13 protein-coding genes are annotated in these 12616 nt (G+C 43.7%); 6 read left to right on the forward strand and 7 right to left on the reverse strand.

Annotation, left to right across the window (positions count from 1 at the left end; translation table 11 throughout):
* The first annotated feature begins 90 nt into the window (after positions 1-90).
* Positions 91-495 (forward strand): Fur family transcriptional regulator, encoded by a 405-nt coding sequence (locus tag RMY31_RS26720; RefSeq protein ID WP_322659783.1) that lies wholly within the window; start codon positions 91-93, stop codon positions 493-495.
* A gap of 224 nt (positions 496-719) precedes the next feature.
* Here the strand turns inward: RMY31_RS26720 and RMY31_RS26725 are convergent, their stop codons facing one another.
* Positions 720-1724 carry an SPFH domain-containing protein gene (locus RMY31_RS26725; RefSeq protein ID WP_322659781.1) on the reverse strand — a complete coding sequence of 335 codons (1005 nt, stop codon included), beginning with the start codon at positions 1722-1724 and terminating at the stop codon, positions 720-722.
* A 142-nt stretch (positions 1725-1866) separates the two neighbouring features.
* Positions 1867-2298 carry an NfeD family protein gene (locus RMY31_RS26730; RefSeq protein ID WP_322659779.1) on the reverse strand — a complete coding sequence of 144 codons (432 nt, stop codon included), beginning with the start codon at positions 2296-2298 and terminating at the stop codon, positions 1867-1869.
* Positions 2299-2531: 233 nt separating this feature from the next.
* Between RMY31_RS26730 and RMY31_RS26735 the strand changes: the two genes are divergently transcribed.
* Both RMY31_RS26735 and RMY31_RS26740 read left to right on the forward strand, forming a co-directional pair.
* Positions 2532-4532: a protein phosphatase 2C domain-containing protein gene (locus tag RMY31_RS26735; protein ID WP_322659776.1), complete on the forward strand. Its 2001-nt coding sequence runs from the start codon at positions 2532-2534 to the stop codon at positions 4530-4532.
* Positions 4533-5075: 543 nt separating this feature from the next.
* The gene (locus RMY31_RS26740; protein ID WP_322659774.1) at positions 5076-5348 is read left to right on the forward strand and encodes a ferredoxin-thioredoxin reductase variable chain; all 273 of its coding nucleotides are present in this window, start codon (positions 5076-5078) and stop codon (positions 5346-5348) included.
* Between the two features lie 127 nt (positions 5349-5475).
* Here the strand turns inward: RMY31_RS26740 and RMY31_RS26745 are convergent, their stop codons facing one another.
* From RMY31_RS26745 to RMY31_RS26760, 4 genes are all read right to left on the reverse strand, one after another.
* Complete coding sequence (locus tag RMY31_RS26745) at positions 5476-5871, reverse strand: hypothetical protein (protein ID WP_322659772.1); 396 nt, start codon at positions 5869-5871, stop codon at positions 5476-5478.
* A gap of 754 nt (positions 5872-6625) precedes the next feature.
* Positions 6626-6829, reverse strand: a complete 204-nt coding sequence (locus tag RMY31_RS26750) for a type II toxin-antitoxin system VapC family toxin (protein ID WP_322659770.1) — start codon at positions 6827-6829, stop codon at positions 6626-6628.
* 185 nt (positions 6830-7014) lie between these two features.
* A complete protein-coding gene (locus RMY31_RS26755) occupies positions 7015-7173 on the reverse strand; it encodes a PIN domain-containing protein (RefSeq protein WP_409878534.1) in 159 nt (52 codons plus the stop codon).
* A 2-nt stretch (positions 7174-7175) separates the two neighbouring features.
* A complete protein-coding gene (locus tag RMY31_RS26760; RefSeq protein WP_322659768.1) occupies positions 7176-7424 on the reverse strand; it encodes a type II toxin-antitoxin system Phd/YefM family antitoxin in 249 nt (82 codons plus the stop codon).
* Positions 7425-7455: 31 nt separating this feature from the next.
* Between RMY31_RS26760 and RMY31_RS26765 the strand changes: the two genes are divergently transcribed.
* A complete protein-coding gene (locus RMY31_RS26765; RefSeq protein WP_322659766.1) occupies positions 7456-7824 on the forward strand; it encodes a hypothetical protein in 369 nt (122 codons plus the stop codon).
* Positions 7825-7877: 53 nt separating this feature from the next.
* A complete protein-coding gene (locus tag RMY31_RS26770) occupies positions 7878-8105 on the forward strand; it encodes an AbrB/MazE/SpoVT family DNA-binding domain-containing protein (protein WP_322659764.1) in 228 nt (75 codons plus the stop codon).
* Positions 8106-8160: 55 nt separating this feature from the next.
* On the opposite strand, the gene RMY31_RS26775 is transcribed toward RMY31_RS26770, so the two are convergent.
* Complete coding sequence (locus RMY31_RS26775) at positions 8161-12231, reverse strand: NB-ARC domain-containing protein (RefSeq protein ID WP_409878535.1); 4071 nt, start codon at positions 12229-12231, stop codon at positions 8161-8163.
* A gap of 168 nt (positions 12232-12399) precedes the next feature.
* On the opposite strand from RMY31_RS26775, the gene RMY31_RS26780 reads away from it, so the two are divergent.
* A complete protein-coding gene (locus RMY31_RS26780; RefSeq protein WP_322660177.1) occupies positions 12400-12606 on the forward strand; it encodes a hypothetical protein in 207 nt (68 codons plus the stop codon).
* Positions 12607-12616: the final 10 nt, after the last annotated feature.

Consider the following 12616-nt stretch of genomic DNA (forward strand, 5'->3'; position numbering starts at 1 on the left):
GTAAAAATAAGATTATGGAGCCGTTACAGTTAATTTATTAGTTAGCCATATAACAGCTTCCCTTACAGTGGCAAATTTAAGCAATTGTCTATGAGAGTCATACGCACCCGCAGTCAAGAGCGTATTTTAAACCTGTTGAAAACTATCAAACAGGGCATTTCTGCCCAGGATATTTACGTCGAACTACGTAATTGCAATCAGAGTATGGGACTAGCGACAGTTTACCGCTCCTTAGAAGCTTTAAAACTGGAAGGTATGGTGCAACTGCGGACTTTGGCTAACGGTGAAGCTCTTTATAGCCTAGCGCAGCAAGACAAACACCACTTAACTTGCCTGCAATGCGGTACCTCCATTCCAATTCATCAATGCCCTGTCCACGATTTAGAAGATCAGTTACAGTCCAGCCATAAGTTTAAAATTTTTTATCACACCCTTGAGTTTTTTGGTTTGTGCGGTCAATGCCAGATAAATCAAACTGCTGAGATTGGTGAATAGGCAGAGGGGCGGAGGGGCAGAGAGGCAGAGGGGCAGAGGGAAGCCAGTGCGTTGGGCGGCTCTGCCGACTTGAAGCAACTGGCGTGCAGAGGAGAGAATTTTTAAATAATTTCTCTGTGTCCTCCGAAGTTTGCTCAAGGGGGAAACCCTACACGCAACTTCTCTCCGCGTTGCCCCATCTCCGCGTCCCCGTGTCTTTGCGTCTCCCTCATCCCCCAATCTCATCAACTAGTACGATTGTTGGCTCCTGTTATTTGCCCAGAAAACAACTCGTTAGAATCAACCTGACCATCTGAGATAATAGAGCGCATACCCTCGAAAGCAGCAGGGATAGTGCGCGGATCTATAAATAAGACCTTGCTGCTATCGCTTTTACCAATTGTTGCGCCCATATCTAAATAGCCCAAGGCAAATAGAACTTCCACTGCTTTGTGGACACCGGGACTACTGTTCATTTTTTGGGCAATCAGTTCCGCTGACTCAGCAATGGCTTGGGCTTTGAGAACTTGCTGCTGACGTTCAGCTTGAGCTTTCAAAACGATCGCTTTTTGTTCCGCTTCTGCCTGCAAAATTACGGCTTTTTGACGGGCTTCAGCATCCAAAATTTGAGCATCGGCTTTACCTCTAGCACTATTGACAGCAGCTTCGCGATCGCCCTCGGATGTTAAAATAGCTGCTCGTCTGCGTCGTTCCGCCGACATTTGTAATTCCATAGACTCCCGCACTGCTTGAGAGGGGATAATATCTCGCAGTTCTACCCGTGTGACTTTCACGCCCCAAGGATCGGTGGCAATGTCTAAATCTTGTAATAAAAGTTCATTAATTTGGGAACGGGCGGTAAAGGTTTGATCCAACTCTAGTTGCCCCATTTCCGAGCGAATTTGAGTAAGTACCAAGTTCACCATTGCCGACTGGAGATTTTCTACCTTATACCAGGCCTTTTCCATATCCACGATGCGCCAGTAAACTACAGCATCCACCTCAATACCCACGTTGTCACGGGTGATGCATTTTTGGGGAGGAATATCTAAAACTTTTTCGCGGATAGTTTCTCGATAGACGATTTTATCGAGGAAAGGAAGCACAAAGCTTAACCCTGGTTCCAATTTTTTGTTAAAACTACCCAATCTTTCCACTAAAACTTCATTGCCCTGACTGACGACTTTAACAGAACCTGCCACAGCAGAACCACCAAGGGCTAAAAAAATAAGTAAAAATATCTGTTCCATTGTACGTCTCCTGATATTTGAGTATTAAAACTTGAAAATAGATGAGGGAAATGTGGGAGATGAGGCGGATGAGGAAATAGGGAAAGCAGAAGAAATAAAACTCCTGACTCTTGTACAGACGCGATTAATCGCGTCTCTACTCCTAATGATTAAGAATGTTTTCTGGCACCACAATTAAGGTGGTGCCTTCTCTTCTGACCACATACACTCTTTGATGGGGTGCTATGCTGAGTTTTTCATCGTCACACTTTGCTCGCCAAGAATTTCCCTCATATAGCACCCGCCCTGTCTGCCCAGCAGGAATTTCTATTAAGGTTTCAGCTATAATTGCATCCTGAATTTTAGAGTTGCGTCGTCGTGGTTGCAAAAACCGCCGAGAAAGCACAACCAGAACTGTGGAAAGCAATAGCCAAATAGTAACTTGTAGCCATATACTTAAACCCACTAGAGACAGCAGCGCCACTACAAAGGCACTGATTCCCATCATGAAAGCAACAAAAGCCGATGGTAATAACAGTTCCGTTAAACACAGAACTGCTCCTGCCATGAGCCAAATTAAGGTAGAACTTGGCATAGCGCCATCCTAGACACTACATTTACATAAACGCATTTCTGAGATTTAGATACACCCAGTCACTAAATGTTTACAGAAAGTAAAGCTTGTTTTTTTACAAGCAACTTTAATTAATTTCAGTAACAAATTGTAGCCAGGGGTACACAAATCCAGTCTATTCTAGCCTTCAAGTTGTTGACCGCTAAATTTAATTGAAATTCACGAGTTGATTTATTTTTTAAATTTATACTTTCATGATTTCTACTCAGCGGATAATTTATTGCATAAATTCTGACTGTCATAATCCTATTAATTCAATGGGTGACGGCATTTGTGCAAGTTGTCAAACTCCCCTAGTTCATCGTTATCTCTGGGCTAGTGGCTCATTGGCAGCCAAAATTCCACCAAGAACAAAAGTAGCAGATAGGTATGAGGTAATTACGCATCAGGTTTGGCTAGATACTCAACCAGGACTGTCACCTAACGCACCTGAAGAGTTGCCACAAGTAGTTACTCCATATCTAAAGCTATATCAAGAGCATTGGCATCTACCCCAAGCCTACGGGTTTGCTCGCTCTGATATGGAAGATGCAACTGATAGTGATATTCTGTTGCTGGAAAATGTCCCAATAGATGAAACAGGAATTTACCCAACCATTGCTGATGCGTGGCAACAAGCAACTGCGGTACGACAAGTCTACTGGCTATGGCAAATTCTCCAACTTTGGCAACCCCTATTAGAATTGGGAGTTGCCCAAAGTTTGCTATTACGCGATAACTTGCGAGTGCAAGGTTGGTGCGTGCGGCTGTTGGAACTTGCAGAGACATCGCATACAGTTTCTTTACAGCAGTTAGGTCAATCTTGGCAGCCTTGGGTAGCATCTGCAAAAACATCAATAGCGCACGAGTTAGAGAACATAGTTCAGCAGATGTGTAGTGCTGAGGTAGAGTTAGAGACCATTGCCACTCAACTCAATGCCTTACTACTTTTATCGGCGGCAGAATTGCCATTAGATATAGAGGTGGCAGGGGCAACAGATACAGGCCCAGCACTAACACAAAATGAAGACACTTGCTATCCTTTGACTTCTACTGACTTAGACGATCGATTACAGCCGCGTTTGTCGATTGTTTGTGATGGCATTGGCGGACACCAAGGCGGTGAGGTTGCCAGTCAATTAGCAGTGCAGTCACTGAAATTGCAAATGCGTGCTTTATTAGCAGAGGTAGCAGAACAGACGGAACTTGTATCACCAAAGTTGTTGCAGGAACAAATAGAAGCAAGCTTGCGGGTGGTAAATAATGTCATTTGCTCCCGCAATGACGAACAGAAACGCCAAGGCAGAGAACGCATGGCAACTACCCTTGTCATGGCAGTACAGATTCCCCAACAAGTACAAACGACTTCTGGGCGACAGTTAGAAAATACTCATGAACTTTACTTGGCTAATATTGGCGATAGCCGTGCTTACTGGATAACTCGCCACTACTGCCAGCTACTGACAATGGATGATGATGTGGCAACACGAGAAGTCCGCTTTGCCCGTAGTCTGTATCGCAAAGCACTGCAAAGACCCGATGCTACTGCCCTTACCCAAGCATTGGGTACAAAAGATGCTGAATTTATGCGTCTTTTGATTCAGCGATTCATCATAGAAGAAGATGGCATACTACTGCTGTGTTCTGATGGTTTAAGTGATAATAACTGGGTGGAACAATCATGGCAGGATTACGTAATGCCAGTGTTAACAGGCAAACTCTCAATTGAAGATGCTGTTCGGGATTTGATTAGTTTGGCAAACCAGAAAAATGGTCACGATAATACATCTGTGGTTCTGAGTCTTTGCCGTGTCTCGCCAGCATACTTAGTGCCTGTTACTCCCGCACAGCCGCTAGTAGAGATTTTAAAAGTAGAAGAACCAGAACCAGAACTACCAGAACCAGAACTACCAGAAACAGAACTACCAGAACCAGAAGAACCAGAACCAGAACTACCACAATTAGAACAAGCTTCCATGGCAGAAAGTTCTCAAGCGCTGCTGGATTTGGATCTAACAGAGGAACCAACGCCGACTCCTGTGAAAAAACCAAGTCGGGGTAAACCTTTAGTGCTGCTTGGAGGATTATTAGTATTGCTGGTGGGGGGAACCAGTCTAGGATTATTTGCTTGGTGGCAACTTAATCCGCAAACATTTCAAAAGATGTGTGGACAACTTCCCCAAAGAATGCAGCAACTGTGTCCGCAGCGCAAGTAATTTATCTTCATTAACTAAATTGATATAGCCTGCGTAATCAGTACTGCCGTTGGGCACAGCATATAGGAATAGAATATCTTTTTGTTGTAGAATTGGATTTGTCGTTAAAAAGGACAAAAAGAGCCAAGGGTGTCTTCCCTTGCTCGTTAGCTTACCCATCCTTGAGAAAGCACCTCTGATACACCTGTGGGAGTGAACAAGTGCATTCAGGAGGTAAAAGTAGGTAGGTTTACTGCCTACGTATCTGCCGCTAAACGGAAGTTGTAGCTGGGTAAAATTTCTTTATTGCCCTAAAAAACTAGGCAAAACTAAGGTCTTCCCACATAACCTTTTGGCAGCAAAGAGACTTTCATCCTGCGTTGTCTCTTGCAAAAGTACAAAATGACTCTGATGTCGCTAACTAACCACTATCACAGCCTGCACGGGCAGGCTTTGTTTGTGTAGCTGGTATAAAGGCTCGAAACAGAATCTCTGTAAAGGTTAAAAGTATAAAAATGACTGTTGGCAACAGTCGATTTTTCAAAAAAGCAAGTTCAGTGAGGGATGGCTGTAGAGATGCTTGTGGAACAACAAAAGCTAGGTGTAAATGTTGTTATGAAAATTGGCGATCGCGTCCGCGTTAAAGAATCGGTAGTGGTTTACCATCATCCTGAGCATCGAAATCAGGCTTTTGACATCAAAGGTATAGAAGGTGAAGTCATCAATCTAGCTACCCAATGGCATGATAGACCTGTAAGCGCTAACTTTCCCATTGTGGTTCAGTTTAATAAAAAGTTTAAAGCTCACTTGCGTGAGAGCGAATTAGAAATAATTTAATTACAGGAGTACAGACGCGATTAATCGCGTCTGTACAAGAGTCACGCAATTAATCGCGTCTGTACAAGAGTCAGGAGTTATTATTCCTCCCCTGTCTCCCTTGTCCCCCTTGTCCCCCTCATCCCTACTAGGCAGTTTTAGCACTATCATCTAATGTTTGCTCTGTACTAGCTTTCAAGCGGGTCAATCTACTTTTGCGTATACGTTCGCTCTCACGAACGCCACCCGCTATTTCATATTCGTTGCTGTTTCTGCCATACTTGAAAGCAACTCCCCTCAGCAACTTGTCTGAAAGATTGCTCAAGCTTTTTTCCATCTCATCAATCTTAGTTTTAGAAGAGTCAATCGCAGCTAGAGCGGTGTTATAAGCATCAATCATAGTGCGTAACTGCTCAATTGATTGAGTCAGGTTTTGCAAATTGCAATTATCACCAAAATCCATATTTAAATCAATTGCTTTCAGTCCAGCGGATCTAAATTCAGCTTTTTCCATAACACGGGATGTGCGTTTTTGACGAGGCATAAATATATTCCTTAAAGTAGGATTAAGAACTATTTTGACCTAATAAAGCTGTTTTATAGTGCAGTAAGATTAGCAAATAATTGTATCGATTTAAACAAGATTGGCGAATAATCCTGGGTAATTTCTCTTAATTAGCATTTTGTACTTGGTTTTATTGGCGATCGCTTGAATGTTATACCAATATCTGTATGAAGATGCGCTCTATAAACCTCCCTGTAGTCCCCCCTTGGTAAGCTACGGTGTACACACATCTGGGTGCTGAGTGCAAACTGTGTTTCGATCCCCCTAAATCCCCCTTAAAAAGGGGGGACTTTGATTCTAATTCCCCCCCTTTTCAAGGGGGGTTAGGGGGGATCGCAGCGTTGTAGGGCAAGCTTAAAAGACTTGTGTGTACACCGTAGCCTTGGTAAGGGGGGACGGCGTTAGCCGGGGGGTAAAATATGTTGCAGCTTCATAAATAAACGGTATTAATGGCAGACATCACGATGTTAAGAATGAATATTGCGGTACTGATAAATAAAATCGCGATGTTGATGATGAATATCGTCATATTGCTTATAAATGTTGTGATGTTAAGGATAAATATTGCGATATAGATAAGTAAAATTGCAATGTTCATGATGAAGATTGCAATATTAATTATGAATGTTGCGATGCTAAGGATGAATATCGCGATGTTGGTGAGGAATCCTAATATTTTTGACGATAACACCGGATGCATGGGCGATCGCAGTTTTTAGAAAGGCGATCGCTATCACCATATAGTTTGAACAAGATACTGTGTAATTTGCTGGTCTATTGTCACAATTGGCAAATTCTCTACTTGGCTTTGGGCAATCAAAATCCGATCGAATGGATCTCGGTGGACATCTGGTAAACTGGCAACTTGCAAAACATGGTTCATTTGAATAGGTAAACTTTCAAAGCGATTGATTGCCAGACGACTTGGGATATACAATTCTACAGGTTCGGGTAAAGTCAGTTTCCCTAATTTAACGTGAGTTCGATGAACCTCTCCCCAACCCCTCTCCGACGCGGAGAGGGGCAGAAATCTTTTTACTTTTGAACGAAAGAATCAAGCTTTTAAAGCCTCTCTCCTTTTTAGGGGAGAGGTTTGGAGAGGGGTTTTTAAATCCGTCGAACTCACGTTAATTTATTTTTGATGATAATTTCCCAGGCACTTACCACACTTAAAAATAGGATGTTACTTGAATCGGTAATTACATCACGAGCGTTTGCAGATAATTGAGAGTCATCTGTTACCCACCAAATAAATACATGGGTATCCAATAAAGCTCTCATTACTAAACGAAGTTAGAACTTTCAAAATCACTCAAGATTTCTTCTGGTAAAGGCTCGTTGAAATCTGGTGCAATAAAAACTTTACCCTTATCTAAGCCTGGAATGCGAGGAGAACTGGTATTTGTAAGGGCAACTAGACGTGCAACTGGAATTCCCTGTTCAGCAATCACGACTTCCTCACCGAGCAATACTTGATTGAGAAGTTCGCTAAATTTGGCAGTTGCTTGAGCAACGTTGACAGTAATAGTCATCTGCCTTGGTAATTACTTCTTAATATTCTTTATGATAACACCGGATGGGCGATCGCAGCTTGTAGAAGGAGCCGGGAAAGAGTTTTCTCAATACCCAGTAGCCGTTAAAATCAACATAATGGTGTCAAAGTGCGAAAAAAATACACCCACTAGGAGAAAAATGCCAGCTATTGTTAAACTACAACTCTCCTTGGAAGTTTTAGCAGAAGCAATATCTTCTCTTGATTTGACAGAAAAACGTCAACTTCAAGAGCTAATAGAGCAACAAATTTTTGAAGCCGAAGAAGCATTGTACGAAGATGATGCAGAAACACTCTCAGAAATTCAAGCAGTTCGCACTGAGTATAAAGATGGTAAGTCAATGGCTTTAGATGAATATCTTGCTAACTGGTCAAAATAAAACTCAAAAGCTCTCATGAGCCAAATTCGATTGTACATGGATAAAGTAATATTATGAACATAGCCAAACTCAGCACTGATGGCACTCACCAAGTTGTTATTTTGCCCGAAGATTTTCAAATCACTGGTACAGAAGTTTATATCAAAAAAATTGGTAACGCTATTGTTCTCATTGCCAAAGATAACCCCTGGCGATCGCTCATCGAGAGTCTAGACAATTTCTCCGATGATTTCATGACTACTAGAGATCAGCCACTCATCGACACTAGAGAGAGTTTGTAAATGTAATACCTGCTTGATACCAACATCTGATAACTGATAACTGTTAACTGATAACTCACCGCCACCATCGCGTCACATCCTGAATCGCACGGGCAATTTCTGCCGTTGCTGCTTCACCTCCTAACGCAAAGATAACTGGAAATAATGCCTTGATATCTTGCAGCAAATCAGGGCGAGTGTGAAGAGATAGTTTATCAAGTGTATCTTGCCAGAGGGGGAAAAGTTCCGCAGATGGTATTTGTGAAAGTCCAAAAGCTAAGGCACTCAAGACATGGGCGCGATCGCTCTCATTCTGAATCTGCTTGGCAGCAGCAAGGGCTTCTGGCAACAAATCTGGTGGCAGTTTCTCAGTTAAAGCACTCAAGACATGGGCGCGATTGCTCTCATTCTGAATCTGCTTGGCAGCAGCAAGGGCTTCTGGCAACAACTCTGGTGACAGTTTCTCAGTTAAGGCACTCAAGACATGGGCGCGATTGCTCTCATTCTGAATCTCTCTGGCAGCAGCAAAAGCTTTTAAAAAAAATTGTTGTCGCAGTTTCTCAGCTAAGGCACTCAAGGCTCTGGCACGAAAATACTCATCCTGAATCTGCTTGGCAGCAGTAAGGGCTTCTGGCAAAATTTGTGGTAGTTTATCAGCTAAAGCACTCAAGGCATAGGCGCGATCGCTCTCATTCTGAATTTCTCTGGCAGCAGCAAGGGCTTCTGGCAACAACTCTGGTGACAGTTTCTCAGCTAAGGCACTCAAGGTATGGGCACGATAATACTCATTCTGAATCTTTCTAGCAGCAGCAAGGGCTTCTGGCAAAACTTGTGGTAGTTTCTCAGCTAAGGCACTCAAGGCATGGGCGCGATTGCTCTCATCCTGAATCTTTCTAGCAGCAGCAAGGGCTTCTGGCAACAACTCTGGTGGCAGTCTCTCAGCTAAGGCACTCAAGGCTTTGGCGCGATAGTTCTCATTCTGAATCTCTCTGGCAGCAGCAAGGGCTTCTGGCAAAACTTGTGGTAGTTTCTCAGCTAAGGCACTCAAGGCATGGGCGCGATTGCTCTCATCCTGAATCTTTCTGGCAGCAGCAAGGGCTTCTGGCAACAACTCTGGTGGCAGTCTCTCAGCTAAGGCACTCAAGGTATGGGCACGATAATACTCATCCTGAATCTCTCTGGCAGCAGCAAGGGCTTCTGGCAAAACTTGTGGTAGTTTCTCAGCTAAGGCACTCAAGGCTTTGGCACAAAAATACTCATCCTGAATCTTTCTGGCAGCAGCAAGGGCTTCTGGCAACAACTCTGGTGACAGTTTCTCAGCTAAGGCACTCAAGGCTTTGGCGCGATTGCTCTCATCCTGAATCTCTCTGGCAGCAGCAAGGGCTTCTGGCAACAACTCTGGTGGCAGTTTCTCAGCTAAGGCACTCAAGGCATGGGCGCGATTGCTCTCATCCTGAATCTTTCTGGCAGCAGCAAGGGCTTCTGGCAAAACTTGTGGCAGTTTCTCAGCTAAGGCACTCAAGGCATGGGCGCGATTGCTCTCATTCTGAATTTCTCTGGCAGCAGCAAGGGCTTCTGGCAAAACTTGTGGCAGTTTCTCAGCTAAGGCACTCAAGGCATAGGTGCGATTGCTCTCATCCTGAATCTTTCTGGCAGCAGCAAGGGCTTCTGGCAAAACTTGTGGCAGTTTCTCAGCTAAGGCACTCAAGGCTCTGGTGCGATTGCTCTCATTCTGAATTTCTCTGGCAGCAGCAAGGGCTTCTGGCAAAACTTGTGGTAGTTTCTCAGCTAAGGCACTCAAGGCATAGGCGCGATCGCTCTCATTCTGAATTTCTCTGGCAGCAGCAAGGGCTTCTGGCAACAACTCTGGTGGCAGTTTCTTAGCTAACGCACTCAAGGCATGGGTGCGAAACTCATCCTGAATTTCTCTAGCAGCAGCAAGGGCTTCTGGCAAAACTTGTGGTAGTTTCTCGGCTAAAGCACTTAAGGCATAGGCACAAAAATACTCATCCTGAATCTTTCTGGCAGCAGCAAGGGCTTTTTGCAGTGCTAGTTCTTGAAGATTTGGTGGCAAATAATTGACTAGTTCTGTCAGCGAGTTGGCTTTCTCCTGCGGTTTTGGGTTTTGCAGGGCGTAAGCTAGTCCTTGTTCAGCAGTCCAAAAATTGTTTTTGACTAAAGCAATTAGCAGTTTTAGTGGTACATTAGCCGCCAAACTATTCAGGGATGCTGTAATTAAAGCATACCGACACTGCAAACTCACAACCTGAGGCAGTGTTGATTCAGTCCAATTCGCCTCTGTTAATTTCCAAGCACGAGAAATATCTGTTATGTAACCCCCAGCTTGTCCTAATTTTTCTCGTGCTTCAAACCAGCCATTGTTTGCTGTTTGTGACTCTTCCCCCAATAACTGGTGAATCTCTTCAAACTGTCCACCCTTTTCCAAATGCCAAACTAAACGTTGATGAATGTAACCATCATCAAGCAGAGTATGCCATAATCCATTCTGGGTTTTCTGCCGATACTTCTCCAAAAAAGCAGCATGAGCATTAGCAAGGTTTAAACCCAACCCAGCCAAATCTCCTGGGCGCTTTGGCACAGAGGGAACAGTTAACAAGTTACATGCCAAGTCGTGAAATAAGTCATGTAAACGATAGGTGTGTGTACCATCTGCTAAAGGGATTCCCGGCAATAGTAGGGATTTATTCCACAGGTATTGCAATGTCTCAGAAGCATCGCGCTCATCATCCATATCCCAAAGTGTTGCTACCATTTGGGGAGTAATGCTGACATCTTCAGGTAACACCCCAAGCCAAGTAAAATTTTGTCTTTCCTCTTCTGGTAATGGCTTGATACTCAGATTTAATGATGCAGTGAGGCTGAGGCGTTTTAAGCTGGCTTCATCAGTAGCATCTCTGGCTCCAGCAAGGTTAAATGTTTTTAATCGGGCAATCTCTTGCTGAAGGTCTTGTAAGAATCTTGTCCAAGAAGATGTACCACTTGCAACCTGAACTGCTGCCAATTCTAGTGCCAAAGGCAGATATCCAACAGCTTTGGCTAACTTCTTTGCTGACTGACGTTCTGCACCTATGATGTCACGTCCTAATCTTTTGGTCAGCAGTTCCATCGCCTGGGTTGCTGTCATCACATCCAGATTATAAAGCCTAGCTCCCAGAGCATGGGCAATTACCCCTTCACGGGTAGTTACCAAAACCTGACAACGCGCACCCCCAACATTAAACGCTTGTGCATCTTTTGTATTCCAAGCATCATCCACCACCAGCAGCACAGCTTTGTCATAAAGCAAAGTCCGCAAATGCAAGGAAGTTGCTTCTGTACTGGTAGGTTTAAAGCTATAGTCTCCTAATGCCTGCACCCAGCCACTAAGTAAAGAAAGCACGTCGGGTTGTTGACCTAATGTTGCCCAAAGAATACCATCACAAAAACGAGTTTGTATTTCTTTGTCATGGGCCAAAGCCGCCGCTAAAGTAGATTTGCCCACAGAACCCAACCCGTGAATAGCAGTAATTACCAAAGTGCGACTATCAGATGATGAACAGTTAAGGAGACGAGTCTTTAAATCATCGCTGTACTCTGGGCGTTCTACAAAGTGTTGAGGTAAGGGTGGTGCTTGAAATATTTGTATGTGACCTAACCCCCTAACCCCCTTCCCTACGATGGAAGGGGGAACATTCAAAGCCTCTCTCCCTGTGGGGGAGAGGTTTGGAGAGGGGTTATTTAATTTCGATTTCTTTGGTCTTTTGCTTTCCCATATCTCATCAAACCGTTTTAAATTCTTTTCCCTATCTTTTGACCATAGCTTGAGTGTAAAATGCCAATCCTCAACACCCTTGGTTTGCAGGCGGTTATCTTCCAGAATCTTCAAGAAATCCTTCAGCAAATTCAGCGCTTCTCGAATTTGCGCTTTAGTTAACTTGCCAGGATACTTGTCTTTTTGTGTCAGCAACTCTAAAGTTACTAACGTTGTCCGCACAGTCAGCTTAGGGTTAGCGCTGTCTTCTTCTTTCCAGTCGTGCTGAATTTTAAAGCCACCGTCCTCAAATTCCCCATCAGCAAAACCAAGCAACGCCTCTAATAGACGCTTGACTCGCTTTTGAATTTGAGGGCCGTAAGTAGTTCGCGGCATTGCATTTAAAAAATTAACCAAAAAGTTTGGGGCTACCCCAATTTGAAATTACCACCCCAGACTTATTAAATCCAGATTTTAAAGCATTTTCACCGAGATTAGGGTATTTGCCTAGGGACACAACCCCAAAGAGAACCTGTATATATCAACTCTTTGGGGTACAAACAAATGCAAGGCAAGCGTCAAGATGTTCTCGGCAAAACTATTGCTTTATTGCTAACGCTGCAAATCTGCTTAATTGGCTTCCAAGCTAAAATCCGCATTGACCAAGGCAACTCCAGCCTTGAAGCGTTAACTTGGATGATTCAACAATATATTCCAGTGCTGGTCAAAATTCGCAGCTTGCAGAACAAAAAGCAGAAAAAAGGATTCTAAAAAGATGCGA

The sequence above is a fragment of the Dendronalium sp. ChiSLP03b genome, from assembly GCF_034531165.2.
In the GTDB taxonomy this organism is placed as follows: domain Bacteria; phylum Cyanobacteriota; class Cyanobacteriia; order Cyanobacteriales; family Nostocaceae; genus Dendronalium; species Dendronalium minutum.

Coding starts and splice junctions, on each gene's coding strand:
- RMY31_RS26735 (WP_322659776.1), top strand. CDS start 2,532: ATGATTTCTACTCAGCGGATAATTTATTGCATAAATTCTGACTGTCAT.
- RMY31_RS26780 (WP_322660177.1), top strand. CDS start 12,400: ATGCAAGGCAAGCGTCAAGATGTTCTCGGCAAAACTATTGCTTTATTG.
- RMY31_RS26770 (WP_322659764.1), top strand. CDS start 7,878: ATGAACATAGCCAAACTCAGCACTGATGGCACTCACCAAGTTGTTATT.
- RMY31_RS26720 (WP_322659783.1), top strand. CDS start 91: ATGAGAGTCATACGCACCCGCAGTCAAGAGCGTATTTTAAACCTGTTG.
- RMY31_RS26725 (WP_322659781.1), bottom strand. CDS start 1,724: ATGGAACAGATATTTTTACTTATTTTTTTAGCCCTTGGTGGTTCTGCT.
- RMY31_RS26765 (WP_322659766.1), top strand. CDS start 7,456: ATGATAACACCGGATGGGCGATCGCAGCTTGTAGAAGGAGCCGGGAAA.
- RMY31_RS26755 (WP_409878534.1), bottom strand. CDS start 7,173: ATGAGAGCTTTATTGGATACCCATGTATTTATTTGGTGGGTAACAGAT.
- RMY31_RS26730 (WP_322659779.1), bottom strand. CDS start 2,298: ATGCCAAGTTCTACCTTAATTTGGCTCATGGCAGGAGCAGTTCTGTGT.
- RMY31_RS26775 (WP_409878535.1), bottom strand. CDS start 12,231: ATGCCGCGAACTACTTACGGCCCTCAAATTCAAAAGCGAGTCAAGCGT.
- RMY31_RS26745 (WP_322659772.1), bottom strand. CDS start 5,871: ATGCCTCGTCAAAAACGCACATCCCGTGTTATGGAAAAAGCTGAATTT.
- RMY31_RS26760 (WP_322659768.1), bottom strand. CDS start 7,424: ATGACTATTACTGTCAACGTTGCTCAAGCAACTGCCAAATTTAGCGAA.
- RMY31_RS26740 (WP_322659774.1), top strand. CDS start 5,076: ATGGCTGTAGAGATGCTTGTGGAACAACAAAAGCTAGGTGTAAATGTT.